At 67.3% G+C, this 20,079-nt stretch carries 16 protein-coding genes; 9 read left to right on the forward strand and 7 right to left on the reverse strand.

Features of this window, described 5'->3' with window-relative positions:
• Nucleotide 1: 1 nt before the first annotated feature.
• From mdcC to ORK51_RS04890, 8 genes are all read left to right on the forward strand, one after another.
• Nucleotides 2-322, forward strand: coding sequence for a malonate decarboxylase acyl carrier protein (mdcC, locus tag ORK51_RS04855; protein WP_266084357.1), 321 nt, complete (start codon nt 2-4; stop codon nt 320-322).
• Nucleotides 319-1,215: a biotin-independent malonate decarboxylase subunit beta gene (locus ORK51_RS04860; protein ID WP_266084358.1), complete on the forward strand. Its 897-nt coding sequence runs from the start codon at nt 319-321 to the stop codon at nt 1,213-1,215. Before mdcC ends, ORK51_RS04860 begins: the two co-directional genes overlap by 4 nt.
• On the forward strand, nt 1,206-1,910 hold the full coding sequence (mdcE, locus tag ORK51_RS04865) for a biotin-independent malonate decarboxylase subunit gamma (protein WP_266084359.1): 705 nt from the start codon (nt 1,206-1,208) through the stop codon (nt 1,908-1,910). Before ORK51_RS04860 ends, mdcE begins: the two co-directional genes overlap by 10 nt.
• 3 nt (nt 1,911-1,913) lie before the next feature.
• Entirely contained in the window at nt 1,914-2,552 is a 639-nt protein-coding gene (gene mdcG / locus ORK51_RS04870; RefSeq protein WP_266084360.1) for a malonate decarboxylase holo-[acyl-carrier-protein] synthase, read from the forward strand.
• Nucleotides 2,549-3,412: a triphosphoribosyl-dephospho-CoA synthase MdcB gene (gene mdcB / locus ORK51_RS04875; RefSeq protein WP_266084361.1), complete on the forward strand. Its 864-nt coding sequence runs from the start codon at nt 2,549-2,551 to the stop codon at nt 3,410-3,412. The genes mdcG and mdcB overlap by 4 nt, the downstream gene beginning before the upstream one ends.
• On the forward strand, nt 3,409-4,326 hold the full coding sequence (gene mdcH, locus ORK51_RS04880) for a malonate decarboxylase subunit epsilon (protein WP_266084362.1): 918 nt from the start codon (nt 3,409-3,411) through the stop codon (nt 4,324-4,326). The genes mdcB and mdcH overlap by 4 nt, the downstream gene beginning before the upstream one ends.
• Nucleotides 4,327-4,413: 87 nt before the next feature.
• Nucleotides 4,414-5,757, forward strand: a complete 1,344-nt coding sequence (locus ORK51_RS04885) for an SLC13 family permease (RefSeq protein WP_266084363.1) — start codon at nt 4,414-4,416, stop codon at nt 5,755-5,757.
• A 75-nt stretch (nt 5,758-5,832) separates the two neighbouring features.
• Nucleotides 5,833-6,552: a GntR family transcriptional regulator gene (locus ORK51_RS04890; RefSeq protein WP_266084364.1), complete on the forward strand. Its 720-nt coding sequence runs from the start codon at nt 5,833-5,835 to the stop codon at nt 6,550-6,552.
• Nucleotides 6,553-6,556: 4 nt separating this feature from the next.
• On the opposite strand, the gene ORK51_RS04895 is transcribed toward ORK51_RS04890, so the two are convergent.
• Entirely contained in the window at nt 6,557-6,802 is a 246-nt protein-coding gene (locus tag ORK51_RS04895; RefSeq protein ID WP_019184591.1) for a hypothetical protein, read from the reverse strand.
• Between the two features lie 388 nt (nt 6,803-7,190).
• Here ORK51_RS04895 and ORK51_RS04900 point away from each other — a divergent pair, with 388 nt between their 5' ends.
• Entirely contained in the window at nt 7,191-9,530 is a 2,340-nt protein-coding gene (locus ORK51_RS04900) for an ATP-binding protein (protein WP_266084365.1), read from the forward strand.
• A gap of 120 nt (nt 9,531-9,650) precedes the next feature.
• Here the strand turns inward: ORK51_RS04900 and ORK51_RS04905 are convergent, their stop codons facing one another.
• The 6 genes from ORK51_RS04905 to ORK51_RS04930 all read right to left on the reverse strand — a co-directional run bounded on the left by ORK51_RS04905 (nt 9,651) and on the right by ORK51_RS04930 (nt 19,948).
• Entirely contained in the window at nt 9,651-13,868 is a 4,218-nt protein-coding gene (locus ORK51_RS04905) for an ESPR-type extended signal peptide-containing protein (RefSeq protein WP_266084366.1), read from the reverse strand.
• 69 nt (nt 13,869-13,937) lie between these two features.
• A complete protein-coding gene (locus tag ORK51_RS04910; RefSeq protein WP_019184595.1) occupies nt 13,938-14,633 on the reverse strand; it encodes a giant cable pilus chaperone protein in 696 nt (231 codons plus the stop codon).
• 17 nt (nt 14,634-14,650) lie between these two features.
• On the reverse strand, nt 14,651-15,781 hold the full coding sequence (locus tag ORK51_RS04915) for a CblD like pilus biogenesis initiator family protein (RefSeq protein ID WP_266084367.1): 1,131 nt from the start codon (nt 15,779-15,781) through the stop codon (nt 14,651-14,653).
• On the reverse strand, nt 15,778-18,501 hold the full coding sequence (locus ORK51_RS04920) for a TcfC E-set like domain-containing protein (RefSeq protein ID WP_266084368.1): 2,724 nt from the start codon (nt 18,499-18,501) through the stop codon (nt 15,778-15,780). Before ORK51_RS04920 ends, ORK51_RS04915 begins: the two co-directional genes overlap by 4 nt.
• Nucleotides 18,502-18,550: 49 nt before the next feature.
• On the reverse strand, nt 18,551-19,054 hold the full coding sequence (locus ORK51_RS04925) for a CS1 type fimbrial major subunit (protein WP_266084369.1): 504 nt from the start codon (nt 19,052-19,054) through the stop codon (nt 18,551-18,553).
• A gap of 264 nt (nt 19,055-19,318) precedes the next feature.
• A complete protein-coding gene (locus tag ORK51_RS04930; RefSeq protein ID WP_261996722.1) occupies nt 19,319-19,948 on the reverse strand; it encodes a response regulator in 630 nt (209 codons plus the stop codon).
• Nucleotides 19,949-20,079 lie beyond the last annotated feature (131 nt).

Consider the following 20,079-nt stretch of genomic DNA (forward strand, 5'->3'; position numbering starts at 1 on the left):
CATGGAAACCCTGCGTTATCGCTTCACCGGGCAGCACGATCTCACCGAGCGCGACCAACACGCGCTGGTCGGCGTGGTCGCCTCGGGCAATCTGGAAGTGCTGATCGAACCTACCCCGCTGGACGGCGCGATGGAGATCGAGGTGATCACCTCGGCCACCGGCTTCGACACGATCTGGCAGGCGGTGCTGGCCGATTTCGCCGCGCGGCATCCGCTGCGCAACGTGCGCCTGTCGATCAACGATGCCGGTGCCACGCCGGCGGTGGTCAGCCTGCGACTGCAGCAGGCACTGGAAACCCTGCAGGAAGGAGACGCTTCGTGAGCAGTCACAGTTTCTACGAAGCAGACGCCCGCGAGCGGGTCGCCGGCCTGCTCGATGCAGGCAGCTTCAGCGAATTCGTCGGCCCGGCCCGCCGCATCATCAGCCCGCACCTGGCGCAGCTGGATCAGCCGGGTGCATTCGATGACGGCATCGTGGTCGGCGCGGGCAGCCTGAGCGGTCGTCCTGTCCTGATCGCGGCGCAGCAGGGCCAGTTCATGGGCGGTGGCGTCGGGGAAGTACACGGCGCCAAGCTCACCGGGCTGCTGGAACGTGCCGTCGCGGTACGTCCGGACGCGGTGCTGCTGCTGCTCGACAGTGGCGGCGTGCGCCTGCATGAGGCCAACGCCGGCCTGGTCGCCATCTCCGAGATCATGCGTGCGGTGCTGGCCACGCGTGCCGCCGGGATTCCCGTGTTTGCACTGATCGGCAGCGGCAACGGCGCCTTCGGTGGGATGGGCATCGTTGCCCGCTGCTGCACGGCGGTGGTGATGTCCGAAGAAGGCCGGCTCTCGCTGTCCGGCCCGGAAGTGATCGAGACCGTGCGTGGCGTGGAGGAGTTCGACTCGCGCGACCGCGCCCTGGTCTGGCGCGTCACCGGCGGCAAGCACCGCTACCTGATCGGTGATGCCGTGCAGCTGGTGCCGGACCGCATCGACGCCTTTGGCCAGGCGGCACGGTCACTGATCGACCCCCACACCGAGGCCGACGACCCGTTGCAGGCCCTTGAGCAGGCACACACGCGGCTAGATGCACGCATCAACGCCTACGGGGGCTGCCGCGATGGCCTGGAGGTCTGGCGCCTGCAGGGCATCGTCGATGCCGACCAACTGCCGCTGCTGGAAACCGCTGACTTCCTGGAAGCGGCCAGGAACCGGAGCCTGCCATGGAACTGACCCCCCTGCTCGACGCACTGTTCCCGCGGGGTCACGCGGTCACCCGCAACGACGATGTGCTGGGCGGCACCGCGACCACGGCACTGGGCGAGGTCACCGTGATCGGTACCGCGAACAAGCTGGAGGTCGGGGTCGATCACGCACTGGCGTTGGCTGCCACCGTGCTCGCCAGTACCCGCGCGCATCCGCAGCGGCCGATCGTGATGCTGGTCGATACCGCCGGCCAGCGCCTGGCACGCCGCGATGAAATGCTCGGCATCAACAGCTACTTCGCACACCTGGCCGGCACTCTGGATCTGGCCCGCCGCCGTGGCGCGCCGCTGGTGAGTCTGGTCTATGGCGAATCGGTCAGCGGCGGCTTCCTCTCGTTCGGGCTCATGGCCGACCGCATCTACGCCCTGCCCGAAGCGCAGGTGCGCGTGATGGATCTGCGCGCGATGGCGCGCGTCACCAAACAGCCGCTTGAGAAACTGCAGGCACTGAGCCAGAGCTCGCCGGTATTCGCGCCGGGCGTGGAAAATTACGTGCGCATGGGTGCGGTGGAGGCCGTCTGGGAGGGCGATCTTGCACAGGCGCTGGTCGAAGCGCTGCAGGCGCCGGTCACCGGCGATCAGCGCAGGGAACGCGGAACGGCGCGTGGCGGTCGCCTGCTCGCCCGCGACGTCGCTGCCGCCGTGGCCGCAGGCGAGGCCTGAGCCATGCGCCGTCACGACCTGGTCTGGCTCGATCCGCAGGCACCGTGGCAGGTTCTCAGTGCGGGCGCCGAGACGCGGCTGCGGGCATGGGCACAGGCGCGACTGCCCTTCGTGGTGGCGCGGCGCGTCCCCACCAGCGACGAACACCAGCTGCGGTTGGGCGTTCCCCTGCCATTGGCCGAGCACCGCCAGCGGTTGTCGCTGCGGGTTGATCCGTCCGCCGTCCTGCGCAGCGCGCCACCGCCGCTGCTGACCGAGGTCGCGACGGATATCGGCGCGGGATGGCGCGACCGGCTGCACGGCCTTGCCACCGAAACGGCCACCTTACCGGTAGCACCGCGCGTGTTCGGCAGCGCGGCGTGGCAGCACCTGACCGGCCTGGGCTACCTGCATGACGGCTCGGATCTTGACCTGCTCTGGGACGTCACCGGCACCGGGCAGGCCGAGACGATCGTCGCCGTGCTGCAGCACTGCGAGCGGCGATCGCCCACGCGGCTGGACGGCGAACTGCGCTTCCCGGGTGACCGTGCGGTCAACTGGCGCGAGTACGCCAGCGGCGCCGCGCGCCTGATGGTCAAAGGCAACGATGCATGCTCGCTGGTGCCGCGCGAGGCGCTCACCGCTTGGCAGGTCGCCGCATGAACGCCGTTCGGCTGCCCTTGCCGGCCACCGCTGCGCCCCGCTCTGCCGATGCGCGTCGTCTCGGCCGCCTGGCCATCGGCAGTCTGCACGCCGAGCTTGCCTGCGCGCCCAAACCCGGCCTGGTCACGCCGTTCAGTCGCGGCAGTCACACCGACATGGATGCGGGCACCTTCCTGCGCAGCCTGTTCGCGCTGCGCGGTTACTTCGTCGCAATCGCGCACGCGGGCCGCAGCGAAGTGCCGTTCGCCTCGTTGCGTACGCTCGGCATCGCCGCCGAAGCCGCGATGCTGCGCGCCACCGGCGGTATCAATACGCATCGCGGGGCGATCTTCAGCCTCGGGCTGCTGGTCGCACAGTCCGCCCGCCTTCGCGCCAGCGGCGATGGCGCACCGTCGGGCGAGGCCGTATGTCGCGGTGTCGCGCAGTGGCGGTCGGCGCTGCTGGAGGCTCCGTTGAATCCGCACAGCCCCGGCCAACGCGCCCGCCGGCGGCACGCCGTGCCCGGTGTCCGCGAACAGGCGGCCGCAGGGTACCCGCTGCTGCACGCGCTGGCCCTGCCAACCCTGCAACGCGCGCTGGATGCCACCCAGGATGCCGAAGCGGCGCAGGTGGAAACCCTGATGACGCTGATCGCCCACACGGTCGATCTCAATCTCCTGCACCGCGGGGGTGAGGCCGGGCTGGCCTTCGCCCAGCACCAGGCGCGCGGCTTCCTCGCGGCGGGCGGTGTCCAGCAGGCCGATTGGCGCGAACGCATCGCCGCCATCGGTGACGCATTCGAGCAACGGCGGCTCAGCCCCGGCGGCAGCGCCGATCTGCTGGCCTGCACGTGGTTCCTGCACCTGCAGGAGAACGCATGAGCCTGGTCCTACTCTGCCCGGGCCAGGGTGGCCAACACCCGGGGATGTTCGCGCGCGTTGGCGACGACGCCCGTGCCCAGCCCATCCTCGCGCAGGCCAGTGAGGTGCTGGGCACGCCGGTGGAGGCACTTGCCGCAGATGAACACCGCTTCCGCAACGCCCTCGCCCAACCGCTCGTCTGCGCCGCGGCGCTGGCGCACTGGGCCGCGTTGCGCGACCGATTGCCCACCATAACGGCGGTGGCCGGCTACAGCGCCGGTGAGTTGGCCGCCCATGCCATCGCCGGCAGTTTCGACAGCACTGCATGCCTGCACCTGGCTGCCCGCCGCGCCGCGCTGATGGACGCCGCCTCGCCGGCCGATGCCGGCCTGATCGCGGTGATCGGCCTGGCGGCCGACGAGATCGCCCTGCTGTGCGCCGAGCACGCGGTCCATCTCGCCATCGTCAACGGCCCGGACCACGTGGTGCTGGGCGGCCTGCGCAGCGCGCTGGAGGCCGCCGCCGCTGCGGCCGTCGGGCACGGTGCACGCACGGTGTCACTGCCGGTGGATGTTCCCGCACATACCCCGCTGCTCGCGCCCGCGGCGCAGGCATTCGAAGCGGCCCTGGGTGAGACCGCACTGCAGCCGCCGCGGCTTCGCCTGCTGGCCGGCATCGACGGGAGCAGCGTCGTCGATGTCGCACGTGTGGTGCACACGTTGGCCGCGCAGATCGCCCGGACGGTGCAGTGGCAGCAGGTGCTGGCGCAGGCGGTGGAGCGCGGCGGAAAAGTATTTCTGGAGCTGGGCCCCGGCTCGGCGCTGAGCCGGCGGGTACGCGAGCTGCATCCGCAGCTGCAGGCCCGCTCGGTAGAGGATTTCCGCACGCTGGAGGGCGTGCGCGAATGGGTGGACGCCGCATGCGCACGCGCATGAGGGGCCACGCGAAGGTGTAACACCAGCAGTCCCCGGGTGGCGGGTCGCCATCATGCTGCACGCGTATCAAGTGTCTCGGGAGGGCGCATGAGTCCGCAAATCGCAACGATCATCGGCTTGGTGATCATGTTCATCGTGGCCACGGCCCTGCCCATCAACATGGGTGCCGTGGCATTCGCGCTGGCCTTCATCATCGGCGGCCTGTTCGTCGGGATGGAGGGCAAGGAAGTGTTGGCCGGCTTCCCGGGCGACCTGTTCCTGACCCTGGTCGGCATCACCTACCTGTTCGCCATCGCGCAGAAGAACGGCACCATCGATCTGCTCGTGCACTGGGCGGTCAAGGCGGTGCGTGGGCACATCGTCGCCATACCGTGGGTGATGTTCGTGGTCACCGCCGTGCTGACCGCCTTCGGCGCGCTCGGCCCGGCCGCAGTGGCCATCATAGGCCCGGTCGCGCTGCGCTTTGCCAAGCAGTACAAGATCAACCCGCTGATGATGGGCCTGCTGGTGATCCACGGCGCGCAGGCCGGTGGCTTCTCGCCGATCAGCGTGTATGGCGGCATCACCAACCAGGTGGTGCAGAAGGCCGGCCTGGAAGTCACGGAAATGGCGGTGTTCCTGACCAGCCTGGGCTTCAACCTGCTGATGGGCATCATCTGCTTCTTCGCCTTTGGGGGGTTGGCCCTGATGCGTCGCGCGCCGACGGCGACCGAACCGCTGCTCGCCGGCAGCCAGGCCTCCTCGCGCCAGTTTGCGATCGAAGGTCACGGCGCCCTGGTCTCGGCCGGCGGAGGCACGCTCTCCAATGATCCCGATGCGCTGGATGACGTGCGCATCAACCGCGAGCGCGTGTTCACCCTGATCGGCCTGCTCGGGCTCGGCATCGCGGCCCTGGTCTACAACCTCAACGTCGGCCTGGTCTCGATCACCGTCGCGGTGGTGCTGGCCCTGCTCTCGCCGAACTCGCAGAAGGGCGCGGTGGATGGCATCAGCTGGTCGACCGTGCTGCTGATCAGCGGCGTGGTGACCTACGTGGCCGTGCTGCAGCAGGCCGGCGCGGTGGACTACATCGGCCATGGCGTGGGTGCGATCGGCATTCCGCTGCTGGGCGCGCTGCTGGTCTGCTATGTCGGTGGCATCGTCTCGGCGTTCGCCTCTTCTGCGGCGGTGCTGGGCGCAACAATCCCGCTGGCGGTGCCGTTCCTGATGCAGGGGCATTTGAGCGCGGCCGGTGTGATCTGCGCGCTGGCGATCTCTTCCACCGTGGTGGACGTCAGCCCGTTCTCGACCAATGGCGCGCTGGTGGTTGCCTCGGCGGCGAAGGAAGAGCGCGAAGCCCTGTTCCGCCGCTTCCTGGTCTACAGCGGCCTGGTGGTGGCGTTCGGTCCGCTGCTGGCATGGCTGCTGTTCGTCGTGCCGGGCTGGATGTAAGCACACGGCGGGCCTGCACCGGCAGGCCCGCCATGACCCGGTAGAATGCTGCACACCTGTCCATGAAGCCCTGCCATGCCCCTGGCCCCTGGTCCCCGCCTGTCGAAGAAACGCGTGCCGCTTTATGAAGAAGTGGCCGAGCGGCTGCGCCAGAAGATCTACGACTACGAACTGCCACCGGGCGAATGGATCGACGAGCCGCTGCTCGCCGAAGAACTGGGCATCAGCCGCACCCCGCTGCGCGAGAGCCTGAAACTGCTGGCCGCTGAAGGCCTGGTGCAGCTCGATGCGGGCCGCGGCAGCCGGGTCACCCGGCTGACCCTGGAAGACCTCAACCAGCTGTTCCCGGTGATGGCCATGCTGGAAGGCCGCTGCGTGCATGAAGCGGTCAAGCGGATCGATGAAGCGGGCGTGGTCCAGCTGCAGGCGCTGCACGATGCCATGGAAGCCGCTGCAGCCGCAGGCGATCTGGCCGAGTACTACCGGAACAACTATCTGATCCACGAAAGCCTGCAGACCCATGCCGGCAACCCGTGGCTGATCCGCGTCACCCACGACCTGCACCGCATCCTGAAGATGCATCGCGGCCGCCAGTTGCTCACACCGGGCCGCATGGCCCAGTCACTGGCCGAGCATCGCGCCCTGATGGCCTGCATCCGCAACCGCGATGCCGAAGCCGCCGAGCAGATGATGAACCGCCATCTGCTCAGTCAAGGCGAAGCACTGGCGGCCTATGTCGCCGCCGGTGGCCAGCTGAACGTGCCTGCGCCGCTGCCTCGCCAGGGCGGGATCTGAGCGCTCAGGCCAGCTCCACCGTCAGCCGCGTCAATGATTGCCCCAGCAGGTGAAGCCGGATCTGGTCCAGGCTGGTGAAGTAGCACGCCGTATCGGCGCCGGCCAAGCGGTAGATGCCGCGCTTGCCGCCCAACAGAACGAATTTTTCCTGGTCCACCAGGTACTGGGCGACCGGCGGCACACCCTGTGCCTTGAGCGCATCGATATCGATGGGTTCAAGGGCGTCCAGATCATGTAGTGCTGTGGTCATGGGAAAAGAAACTTCGCGACGGGAATGCCAGCTTAGGTGGCACACACGCAGCAACGCGTGGAACGATCGTGAGGACGGTGCGAGTGTCCAAGGTGATGCAGCCAGCTCACCGGACGCATCGTCGCCCGCTGCGCGATGCACGTTGATGACCTTCGAATGCCATGCCGATCGAGCCAATCGCCGTGAAGGGCGCGTGGAGGCCTGCGAGACGCACTGCGCAGACCCAGCGCCTCGTGCCGGATACGACACCCCATCGTCGGAAACGCACATTGAGCGCCTCCTGGTGTCGTGCAAGGCTGGATTCGTGGCTGCGCGCACCAGCTTCCACAGCACCGTCGGCGCCTTGCCGGTGCCGTTCTTGTGCGTGGATCGGTGCGAGCGTACTTACATGAAAAACATCGCGGGTAAACGTCGGGTCGCGTTGCAGGCCAGCCTGCTGGCGACCATCCTCCTCGCTGCCGGGGCGCTGCTGCTTACGCTGTTCCCCGCCCATTCGGATCGGCAGCCGCCCTTCGTGCTGGCCGCCGGCCCGCAGTTGGGCGGCCCGTACGGGCTGGGCGGGCCTTCCTCGCTGGGCGGTGCACGTGCCTACGTGGAGGCGGTGGAGGCGCTCTCGGGCATCAAGATCCAGGTGGCCGGCGCCACCACCTTCAGCGACGCACTCGGCCTGCTTGCGCAGCAGGAGGTGGACGGGCTGGCGTTCGCGCTGCCGGGCACCGCGGCACTGTTGCCCACGGCCACGGTGATTTCACCGGTCTTCTATGCCGGCGATTCGGTTCTGCTCACCCGCAGCAGCTCTCCCGTGCGGGCGCTGTCCGCCCTGGAGGGCAAGCGTGTCACCGTGATCGGCAACGGGGAGTACCACGGCTACCTGGCCGCTCACCACCCCGCGATCGAGGTGTTTCCTCTGCCTGCCGCGGCAGACATGGTGGCCGCGGTGGACAGCGGCACCGTGGACGCGGCGCTGGGCATGGACGCCATCCTGATTCCGCTGGCACGCCGGGGCAACAGCACCACGCTGGCGGTGCATCCGGCCAGCGATGGCCCTTCCGTGCGAATCCGGGTCGCCTCCCATCCTGCGCGTGCCGCCGAGATGGAACGGGCCCATCAGGCGTTCCGCGCGTTGCCACTGGACACCCAGCAGGATCTGGTCGGCCGGTGGATGGATGCCCTGTATCGCTCGCCTCCCACTCTCCATGCCGTCCTCTCTTTCTATCGCACGCCGATCATCGTACTGGTGCTGTCCATCCTTGGTGCGGCCTTCGTGATCATCCAGGCCTACCGCAATGCGCGGGCGACCGCGGCACTGCAGGCCAGCACGGCGCGCATGTTGACCCTGGTCAATCACGAAGTGCGCAATGGCGTGGCCTCGGTCATTTCCGCCATCGACCTGATTGAATCCACCGTCCCCACCCCGTCCGCCGCGCCCGTGATCGCATCCGCCCGCGCGGCCACCTCTTCGCTGCACCACACCCTGGCCAATGCGCTGGAATTCATGTTCCTGGATCGCCACAGCCATGCACCCGTGGAGTGGCAGCCCGGCGCGGCTACCGTACTGGCCGGCTGCCTGAGCGCCTCCCGGCCGGTGGCCGCGGCGAAGGGCACCGCCCTGTTGTTCGATCTCGACCAGCCGGTGCTGGAGCACGCGAGCTGCGACACCCGCGCCCTGCGCCACATCGCCAGCAATCTGATTTCCAACGCCGTGAAGTTCTGCGATGCCGGCACCGTGTCGGTGCGCCTGAGATTCGAGGCGGGCGTGGGCGAGCGCGGCCGGATGGTGCTGCGTGTGAGCGATACCGGCGAAGGCATCAGCGCCGAAGATCTGAACGACATCTTCGGCGCCTTCAACACCACCCGCGACGGCCGGCAGCGCGGCGGGACCGGGCTGGGGCTGTCCCTATGCCGCCGCATCGCCACGGCGCAGGGCGGGCAGATCACCGTGCGCAGCCAACCAGGCGTGGGGTCTACCTTCACCGCCATCCTGCCCGCGCAGCTGCGCACGGAGCCGGCGCCGGCCCTGCCCGGCCACCTGTCCGCCCACAACGACCGGCCCGCGCGCGCCTTGGTCATCGAAGACCAGCCCCTGATCGCCGACGTCATCAGCCACCGGCTGCGCGAGCGCGGGTTCGAGGTGCGCTGCGCCGCCAGTCGCCATGAGGCACTGCAGCAGCTGGCGCAGGCCGGCCCCTTCGACCTGATCACCCTGGACGACGCACTGCCGGATGCCAGCGGCTTGGAAACGATCGAGGCCATCCGCGCCCTGGAGCGGGCGCGCGCGTGGCTGGGCGCCCGCGTGGTCTCGATCTCGGCGTCACCCGACGTCACCCGTCCCCCCCGCTACCGGGCCGCGGGCATCGCGGCGACGTTGTGCAAGCCCATCGACTGGCCTGCGTTCGATGTGGCCACGCACTGCACGGCCATGAATCCGGCCAGGGCCCTGCGGCCGGCGGCGGCGACGCCGTTGGATGTGCTGGCGGTGTATCGCACGCAGATCCCCCAGGATGTTGCCGCACTGCGCGAGGCCATCGTGGCCCACGAATGGCGGCGGGCGCTGGGGATGAGCCACCGCATCCGCGGGGCGGCCTCGATGGTCGGGGATGCGGCCACGCTGGTCACGTTGGACCAGATCGACGGCTGCTTGAAGCACCATGCCATCAACGGCGACCCGGGCGCCGCAGACCTGGACGAGATCGACCGCCTGCTGGCGCAGATGGACCCAGGCACCTGAGCCCACGGCGGCGTGGCACCTGCCCGCCCGGGCCCGCACGGCACGACACAAAAAGAAACTCCCCGGTCCGCAATGACGGACCGGGGATCGCCGGTGCTTCCCTGCAATGAGACGGGAGGATTACCAGCCGATGCCTACACCCAGGCCCACGCTCTGCTCACCGCTGTTGGTGAACGCCCCGTTGAGGCTGAAGGTGGCCGAGCCACGCTCGTTGAGCACCCGCTGATAGCCGACCGCCAGTGCCGACTCGCCATCGCTGTAGCCCACGCCAGCGCCCAGGCGGTTGTACGTCGCCAGGCCCGCCGTGTTCATCGCCATCGCGCTCTGCGCACTGCTCATCGCCGCCATGCGGTTGAAGCGCTTGTCCATCTTATCCAGGCGGCGTTCGAAATTGCTGATCGCCCCATCGGTGTACTCGTTGGCGCGGGCCAGCATCTTCTCCAGATCGGCGGTGTTCACCTGCGGAGTCGGCGCCGGCGCGTCGGCCGGCGCAGGCGAGCCACCACCATCAGCACTGGCGATGCCGCCACCGGCACGGCCTGCGGAAGCCGCCGCCGGTTCACCCGGTGCGCCGGCAGGGCCCTCGGCCTCCGGCGCGGCCGGCGGCGTGGGTGCACTGGCCGACGCCAGCGCCCTGCCCTCCGGCGTGGCATCAACGCGCTGCTCGATCCCATCGATGCGACCGTCCAGACGCTGCTCCATGGCATGCAGCTGACCACCGTTGACCGCATCGCGGCTGCCCGGTGCAATCAGGCCGTTGGCCACGTTGCCGAGCACCATGCCGTTGGCGCCGGCGAGGTTGAGCTGGTTGAAGCCATCGCTGCGGCTCGCGGGGGTTTCTTGGAAGGCAGCGCGGAGCTGGCTCTCAATCCGATCGGAGCGATTTTTTCCCGCTACGACCGCACCATCGAGAACATTAAGGGCGTCTTCAACGTTGTTCTGGCTTCCGCCCTGCATTCTGTAGGTTGGAAGGATAATGTTTCCGCCCGGATCAATGGCCGCCCCCCCTCCCAGTGCTGTTAATGAATCACCGAGCTGCCCCACAGTGACGGCGTCTTCAGGCCCCCGCCCTCGAGCCAGATTGACGATTCGTCGTTTCCTAGTCAGGTTTCCAACAGAAACCACATTCTCTTCGGTCGCGGTCGATGATGCGCCCAATGCAACTGAATACTCTGCACCCGACTCAATTCTTGCAAATCCGCCAAGCGCCACGCCTTCATTGCTATGAACCGATGACCCGATACCCAGAGCGAACCCATTTTCCGCGGAGCTATCGACGAACGACGCGCGCCCTAAGGCGACCGATCCCTTTCCTCGAGCCCTAGAGAAAGCTCCTATAGCAGTTGCTCCATCAGTGCCTTCACCAGCCTCAGCGCCATCACCAATGGCTACTGAGAACTCTCCTGCCTTGGCGTCAATACTTTCGTCATCGTGCCCGATAGCTATGTACCTAGCCGTCTCTTCAACCTGTGACAGACGCTGATTGGTAGCGAACAACTGCCCACCGTTCACAGCATCGGTACTCCCAGCCGAACTGATATCGCCGGCTGCCACGCCGCGCACCTTGCCGCCGTCCATATCGATCGAACCGTCGGCTGCGTAACGGACCACGCCGTCCAGATCGGGATCGAAGTTGTCAAACTCGGTACGCAGGTCATCCAGATCCCGCCGGTTGCCGGCGATACGGGCCTCGTGTCCAGCCAGCTCGGTGGCGTGGCTGGCCAGAAGAGACTGATTCGCAGTGACCTTCTGATCGACGCCAAACAGCTGCTTGCCGCTCACCGCCTCGTTGCTGCTGGCGCTGAGCGTTGCGTCAGCCACGCCCATCAGCTTGCGATTGGCGTTGGATTTGTTGCGCACGTCCAGCATCGTACCGGTGTTTTCACCACCCAGGCGCACGTTGCCCGTGGCCGATACCTGGCCGACCAATCCACCGAGCACATCCGCTTTCGCCAGCGCATTATCGGCGGTCGTCCTGGCAGCGTTGGCCGTCGTCTGCGCGCTGGTGGCCGTGGTGCGGACCGAAGCCACTTCTACATTCGTCGCATTTAGCTGCTTGCCGCTCACCGCCTCGGTGCTGCTGGTGCTGAGCGTTGCGTCAGCCACGCCCGTCAGCTTGCGGCTGGCATTGGACTTGTTGCGCACGTCCAGCACGGTACCGGTGTTTTCGCCGCCCAGGCGTACGTTGCCCGTGGCCGATACCTGGCCGACCAATCCACCGAGCACATCCGCTTTGGCCAGCGCATTATCGGCGGTCGTCTTGGCAGTGTTGGCCGTCGTCTGCGCGCTGGTGGCCGTGGTGCGGACCGAAGCCACTTCCACGTTCGTCGCATTGAGCTGCTTGCCGCTCACCGCTTCGGTGCTGCTGGTGCTGAGCGTTGCGTCAGCCACGCCCGTCAGCTTGCGGCTGGCATTGGACTTGTTGCGCACGTCCAGCACCGTACCGGTGTTTTCACCGCCCAGGCGTACGTTGCCGGTCGCTGAGGTCTGACCGACCAGCCCGCCCAGAGCATTGGCCTTGGCCAACGCATCGTCGGCAGCGGTCTTTGCTGCGCCCGCTGTCGTCTGGGCGCTGGCGGCGGTGGTGCGGACCGAGGCGACCTCGACATTGGTCGCATTGAGCTGCTTGCCGGTCACGGCCTCGGCGCTGCTCGTGTTGAGCGCGCCATCGGCCACGTTGACGATTTTCCGCTTCAGCGTGCCGTTGCCCACCGAGATCTGGTTCCCTGCGGTGGTCTGGGAGCCATTGCCCAGCGCCACGCTGCCGGTGTGGTCCGCTACGGCGCGGTCACCCAGGGCCACAGCGCTCTCCGCGCGGGCGCTGGCCAGATTGCCCAGCGCGGTGGAGAACGTGCCGGATGCCGATGCTTCACGGCCGATGGCGGTCGCCTGGCTGGCGCTGGCGGTAGCCTTGTAGCCGGCTGCGGTTGCGTGGGTGGCCGCTGCGTTCGCATCGTTGCCCAGCGCCACTGCGCGATCGCCGATGGCGCTCGCACGCAAGCCGGTGGCGACCGCGCCATTGCCACTGCGGCTGAGTGCGCCAATGGCGACTGCGCCAGTGGCGGCGGTGCTTTTCTCGCCCTTGTCATTCACGCCGGCACGTGCGTCTGCACCCATCGCCACACCATTGCCGTTGTACGCCTTGGCCGCCGAACCCAGTGCGGCGCTGGCCGTGCTTCCACTGCCTTCAGCCACCGCCGCTTGACCCAGGGCGACAGCTGCAGCGCCGATACGGCCTACGGCTGCATCCGCCGACGCTTTTGCGGCATTGGCGGTGCTGGTGGCGGTGCTCACGCTCTGGTTGGTGGCGTGCAGCTGCTTGCCGGTGACAGCCTCGGTGCTGGCGGTGCTCAACGCTGCGTCGGCCACGCCGCTGATCTTTCGGTTGGCGTTCGACCGGTTACGCACGTCCAGGACGGTGCCGGAATTCTCAGCGCCAACGCGTATCTGCCCGCTGGCAGATGCCTGCGTGACCAGCTTGCTATTGTCCAACGCGCGCTCCGCCGTCTCCTTCACGCCCAGGAGCTGGCGCCCGTTCACGGCGTCCATGCTGTATTGCGTGACATTGCCGTCGGCGACATAGACGACCCTGCGTGGTGCAGCGGCGTTGCCTACGGAGACCACATAGCTCTCCGTAGCTACTGCACCGCGCCCCAATGCCACCGAGCCCACGCCCTTCGCCTGCGCCTCGTAGCCAAGCGCCACACTGTCGTACTCCGCACGAGCACGACCACCGAACGCGATGGCGCCCGTCCAACCCGGTGTACCAGCGTAGGAATCATTGCCGATGGCGATGCGGGAAATACCGCCACCATTACCCTCCGTTCTGGCCGCATAGCCCATGGCAATTCCGAAGTCGCCAGACGCATGCGCATACGTCCCGACCGCCACCGCGCCAGGTCCGTCGGCTACCGCTCGCGCACCAAATACGGCGCTTCCCGCCCGCTCGGCGTGGGCATCGAATCCGAACACGGTATTGTTGTCACCTACCGAGCTTGACCAGTTCCCGAACAACGATGAGTACCTTCCCTGCATGTGGTTGCCAGCACCCAGCATCATGTAGGAACTGGTGTTCGCACCAAGCGTATTGACGGTCGAGCCGGGCACATGGGCCATGAACGGGACGCAATTGAGGATAAACTGCTCCGGGTACTGGCAACTCTCGTAGATTGCCGCTTCAGCCGTTCCAACACCCGCTCCGGGTGCGAGTGAGGCAGCCACAATCAGTACGGCGGCTCCGACCGATGAGGCCGGCTTACCGCGTGGCGAAGTAAGTTCACTGGCCACCACCCAGCATTGCCGTGCGGTGGACCATAGGCGACGGTAGATCTTGTTCATCGAACGCTCCTTTACAGCGATGTCAACAACGCACCCGCCACGGAAATCTCCGTAGCGGGCGTGGAAAAATCAGGGTGTGAGGGTGGTCACGTGTTCGCGATAGCCATCGCGCGTGAGCCGATAGCGCAGCTGCACGGTATGGCCGGGCACCACCGTGAAGGGCAGCGCAAGGGAACTGCCGGGATACAGGCTGTGCGATACGTCATGGGCGGTGCAGCGGCTGCCCTCGCAATCGGCGATGCTGGTGATACCCAGGCGGAGGGTGCCGTCGTTGTACAGCGCATCGCCCTGCACCCGCGGCTGCACGGTGCCTTCGGCCGGCAGCACATTGACCAGCGCACCCCAGACCAGATTCACACCGATACTGGCCTGCGCACCGTCACCGCCCTCGATGCTGGTTTCCTCGGGCCCACGCACCCCTTCGAAGTAGACGCGGTAGGCTGTCTCGGCCTCCACCGGCTGCAGCGGAATCAGCCGGATCAACCGGTTGCCGCCGCCAGCCAGCGCGAATTTCCCGGGTGTAATGGCGATGGCCGCCTCACCCGGCTCGACCTCCACCTCGTGCTCCTGGTCGCTGGCCGGATCTACGATGCGCCGCAACGAGGCCTGGATGTACTGCGGTTGGGTGGACTGTGAATAGATGCGCATCTGGGTACTGCGCTTGCCATCCACCGAGGCGCGCATCGGGTGCACGGTGAGATTGGCCTGGGCCGGCAATGCCAGCAGCAGCGTCAACGGGATGAGGCAGGCGGCGAGTCGTTTCATGCGGCTTCCTGGTGGGATCAGGGGGTGGTGGTGGGCACACGCAGCTCCACCTGCAGCTCGCCGAAGTAAGTGCCGGCCTGCTGGGTGGAAATGGGGACGCGGGGAATATCGAAGGTGATCGGCGTGGGCACGCAGAACACCGGCTGGCTCATGCCCGGCAGGATCACCAGCCGCAGCTGGGCGCTGTCGATGCCGTGAAGCTGCTGCTCCACGCCGTTGGGCATCCGCACCGTCGCGCCGCTATGGGCGAGGCTGACGCTGTAGTCCAGGCGCCGCGTGTCGTCGGTACCGCCGTCGGTGTGCCAGAGCGAGTAGCCGCTGGGACCGGGGGGATGCCCGCCACGATCGCGGACCGTCACGCCGAGATACTGCGCCTGTGAACCGAGGCCGTCGTACAGGCACATCTCCAGCACCGTGCGTCCACCCACGGTCTGCCCGATGGGATCATAGGCAGCGTTGAGCTGTACCAGCGGGCTAACGTTGTGAAATGCGGGGAAGTAGATCGAGACGGCGTTTCGATCAGTGATGGTGAAGTCGAAGTTAAAGCGATAGGTCGCGACTGAACCCCCATCAGGTTCGTCATGCAAGGTCATCACTAAAACGGCGTCCCAGTGACCAGCCACCAGCCGAGAAAGCTCGTTCTCCGGCAAGACCAAACCAACGCGTGTTCCAACTGTGGGGTCGCCCCCGCAGGCATCTCCCACTGCTATCCAAGGCGGACGAATGGGTGAAAGCCAGTACGTTCCGCATACACGCGTATCCATCGCGCGATTAATCCACCCGCGCACGCTTATGTTCGTGGTCATGCCCGAGCGCCGTTCCCGCGCTTGAACGGAGATGAGCCCTGCGCCGTCGCCAATGGCGGATATCCCGCTTGTAGGGCACGCACCCGTGGCGGAGTCGCTGGACGACGCGCATGTGAGATGAAGTTGTCCGTACTTCAGTGACCTATCCACGCTGTAACCGAGAACGAATTCCGGAAGCCAGATCGACATGTCCCCAGGCATCGCCGAGCGATCCCACGTCATTACGATGTTCTGCGTGGCACTCACCGGGTGGGTTTCCGGCGGCCGCTGCCCCCACGCCTTCGGCATCACCAACAGCGACGCCAGCACCAGCATCACGGCCCACACGCCACGCCGGTTCATGGCGTACCTCCAGTGGCGGCGGTCTGCGGCACGGCGGCGATCAGCGCCTGTTCCTGAAGCAGGCGGGTGACCCGGGCCTGCTGGCGGATATCGGCGGGCAGCTGGGCGACGTTCAACGGCGCGCACTCCACCTGGCCCACCAGCATCACGACATTGCGGCGCTCGCGAACCTCCAGCGGGCACTGCAGCAGGGTGTCGTCCTGCAGCAGGTACAGCGTGCGTTCGCGGCGCGGGAAATCGGCGACGAAGCCACCGTTGGCGCCGGTACCGGGCACCGGCGCGTTGAGGATGCGGGCGCCGCGCAGTGGCGCGCCGGCGATGTCGCGGGCGCTGCCGATGAAGGTGTAGGTCACCTCGATCGGTACCGGCATCTGCACCAGCCGGCCGGGAGAGAGGAACAACGGCCGTGCGCCGCCGACGCCGGTCACGCGGATGGCGGCATCGCTGGTCAGCGCGCTGGCATCCTGCACTTCGGCGCGGTGGGTCTGGTAGGCCGGCAGCGGCAGCAGGCGGCGTTCGCCCAGCGCCAGGCGCTGCCGGCGCAACCCGCCCACCTGCAGCTCGGCGGCCACGCCGGTCAGTTCCAGGTCGTCGGTGTCATCCACCTGTACGGCCAGGCCGGCGTCGGCGCCCAGGCCGCCGCCCCAGTAGAAGCCACGGCGGCCCAGGGCCAGCCCGGAGCTGTGCGTGGCGCTGTAGGCCATCTCATTGCCACCGCGCTGCTGGTAGTGCGCCAGGGTGACGCCGGTGTGGCCGATGCTGTTCTGCAGCTGGGCACTGAGCGCGGCACTGTAGCGGTCGTTGTTGTTGCCGCGCAGGTCCAGCGAGGCCTCGCGGTACTGCGTATCCATTTCCTGGCGCACGGTCTGGCCGGCGCTGTAGTTGACGTCCGGCCGCAGGTGCTGCGGCTGCCGGAAGTCGATGCCATAGCGGCGTTGCGAACTGCCGCGCTCGCCGCGTTGCAGGCGGGTCAGGCTGACGTTGAGGTAGATGCCGCGGTCGCGGCCGTCGCGCAGGCTGCTGCGCGTGTCCTGCTGCCACAGGCCGAGACGGGTGGAGACACTGAACTCCTGCCAGCGCTGCACGCGGCTGTAGCTGGCCTGCCAGGTGCGGCTGAGCTGCGGCTCGCGCGTGTAGCGCTGCTGCCACGGGGGCAGCAGCGGGTCGAGCCCGGCCATCGGATCGTCGATGTCGCCCGGCAGCAGCGAGCCACGGCTCCAGGTCTGGCGGCGGGTATAGGCCATGTAGGCGCTGCCACCGGCAACCGGCAGCGCGACAGAGGCGCTCAGCGAATCGGCGCAGCCGAGACGGTCGCGCGCATCATCCTCGAACACACAGGCCTTGCCGCGTACCCGCTGCTGATAGAGATTCCACGAGGCGTGGCGGCGATAGGAGAGCTGGTGCTGCTGGCCGCTGCTGCCGTCGCTGCCCTGCAGGCCGCTGAAGGTGGCGCGGATATCCTGGGTGGCGAAGGCATGGCGCAGGTCCACACGCAGCTCGCCATAGCTGAAGCCGCCGAGGTCGGCGACGCCGGCGGTGACCGCCGTGGTGCGGCCCAGTGGCACGCGCAGGCCGGCCATGGCGGCCATCTCGCCGTCGAAGCGGTCGCTGCGGCGCTCGTTGCGGCGGCCGCCCTGCAGGAACCACTGCACGCTGCTGTTGGTCCAGTCGCCGCCCTTGTCGAACGGCGCGTCCTCGCTGCGTACCAGCTGGCCGTCTTCGTAGATGCGCAGGGTGACAGTGTAGTTGCCGAACGGGAACCGGCGGGTGTCGAGCTCGTTGATGCCGGCCTGCAGGTAGAAGGTCTGCAGCAGGCGCTCGCCATCGAAGGCGTCCACCCGCGCATCGCGCGCCAGCAGCACGGTCAATGGCAGCGCCTGCACGGCGGCATCGGCATCCACGTAGGCCTGGGTGGTGCCCACGCGCAGGCCGGCGAAGCGATCCATCGGCAGCATACTGAAACTGAAGGTGCCGCCCTGCGGGCTGGACAGGTTGCGGCGGTCCATGCGCCCGGCCTGCAGATAATGCTGCTGGCCCAGGTCATGGCGGTAATAGGCGTTGTCGAACTGGAACTCATCGTGCCGGCGGCCACCCCTGTACTGCTGGCTGTTGAAGTTCCAGTCCACGGCGAGGTGGCCACGCTGCAGCACGCCCAGCGCTCCTGCGCCTCGGGCGGTCAGTGCCTGGTAGCCGCGGCCACCGCTGAAATTGAGGGTCTGCTGGTGCAGGAACGCGTTCTCGGCGTTGCTGCTGACCTGATGGAAGCGCTCGGCGGCCGGCTCGGCCGCGATCCACTGGCGGGCAACGAACAGGCGCACCGCGCCCTCGCCTTCGTCATAGAGGGCACGCACGGTGTTGGGGTCCTCGGGGGGATCGAGATAGCCACAGCCGGCACTGCCCCCGCCATAGCGGCAGGCGAGATGGCTGTTGCGCGGCAACGGCTGCGACAGCGCGGGCAGCAACGCCGCCTGCGCCTCGGGGGAAAGATCCAGCGCATGCAGCACGCGCGCGGGGTCTTCCAGCTGCACGTGTTCCAGGGTCACGCGCACCGGCGAAAGCCCGGCCGAGCGACCGAACAGGCGCACATCGAGTTGTTCGATCTGGCCTTCAACCAGATCCTCGAAGCCGGGCGGAACCCCGCGTGCCGCGACCAGGGGCATGGCCAACGACAAGGCGAGCGCGACCGCCAGCCGAGTGACGGCCGGTACAGGAACTTTCATGGGTGTCATGCCTGAGGCGGCCGGCCCGTTGCCGGGCCGGCGCGGAGTGTTACGGCGAAGCGGTCTTCTGCTTCATGGCGATGCTGACGATGCCGTCGTATTCACCGGCGACGGTCAGCGGGGCCTTGGTGGTCTGTGCGATGTCCAGGTCCATGATGAACGAGGCACCCGGCATTGCACCGTCGAAGATTTCCGAGGCCAGGAAGTCCGTCGGCGCCACGGTCAGCGGCGTCTTGTTGAGGCTGACCGTCAGCGGCACGGACGGACCGGTACCGGCCCGGAGCACCAACAGGGGATCGTGCAGCACATTGACTTCGATGTCCTTGCTCTCATCGTTGGTGAACACGCGCACGCGCTCGGTGATGGTGCGCAGGCCGTCACCCGGGATGTGGGTCATCACCATCATGTCCGGCATCGGGCTGCCATCAGCCTTCAGCAGGGCCAGCGACAGGTCGACGTTGGTGTAGACCTTGATGTGGGATTCGGCAGCGTTGGCCGACAACGAGACGGTGGCCAGCGCGGCGGCCAGGGACAGCTTCCTGAGCAGAGTCATTGCGTTCTTTCCTTGCGTAATGAGTAGTGAGACTGACCGCAGGCAAGAGAAGCCGAATGTCGGCGCCTGCGGACAGGACGCAACGATAGAGATGCAAGCTGCGTTGCACCATGCAACAACTTGACAAAAATGAAATGCGTGCAGCATCTGACGATCGAATGGAAAAATGGGTGCAATCGCACGCGCCGATCGCCCGCAGATCGACGGTGTCGCCGGCTCTCATCAGCGGCATTCCGGATGCACAGCTGCTCCCACAACGGCGGCTCAGTGCCCGCCGGGAGACAATCCAATGGACTTTGCGTAGTCGAGCAGCTCATAGTCCGAGCGCAGGCCCAGCCGACGCATCGCCGCGCCTTTCTGGCGGCTGATGGTGCTGATCGTTCGCCGGTGCACATCGGCGATTTCCTTGACACTCAGGCCGTGCGCGAGCAGCCGGATGACTTCGCTCTCGCGCGAGCTGAGCCCGGTGCGGTTGCGGCCGGAGCGCAAGCGCTGGGCAAGATCACCGGAGAAATAGGTACGGCCGCCGAGGACGCAGTCCACTGCGGCCAGCAGGTCGGACAGGCCGCCGGTTTTCTCCAGGATGCCCTCCACGCCCAGCCGGACCACCGCTCGAAGCACCTGCAGGTTGGCGAAGGAGGTGACGACGATCAAGCGCACATGGCCGTAATCACGGCGGATGCTTTCCAGCATGCGTACGCCATCGGGGCGACCACCCCACGGCATGGACAGGTCGGTGATGACCAGGTCGCACGTCTTTTCCGCCAGCAGGGCTTCGAGTTGCTCGGGATCCGCTGCTTCGCCGATGACCCGTACCCCGGGGTGCCGGGCGAGCAGGCACTGGAGGCCCACGCGTACCACTGGATGATCGTCCGCAATCAGTATGTTTTTCATGCAAGAGCCCGTGAAGTGAAGTTACACGCGCACGGCGCATGGCCTCGCCACACTGGGCGATGACGAATGCGTTCTGAAACTCTCGCTCAACGGCCTGCCGGCAGGAACGCGGCAGGCCGTTGTGATTGTTT

The sequence above is a fragment of the Stenotrophomonas sp. RIT-551 genome (genome assembly GCF_026241915.1).
GTDB classification, from domain to species: Bacteria; Pseudomonadota; Gammaproteobacteria; order Xanthomonadales; family Xanthomonadaceae; genus Stenotrophomonas; species Stenotrophomonas bentonitica_A.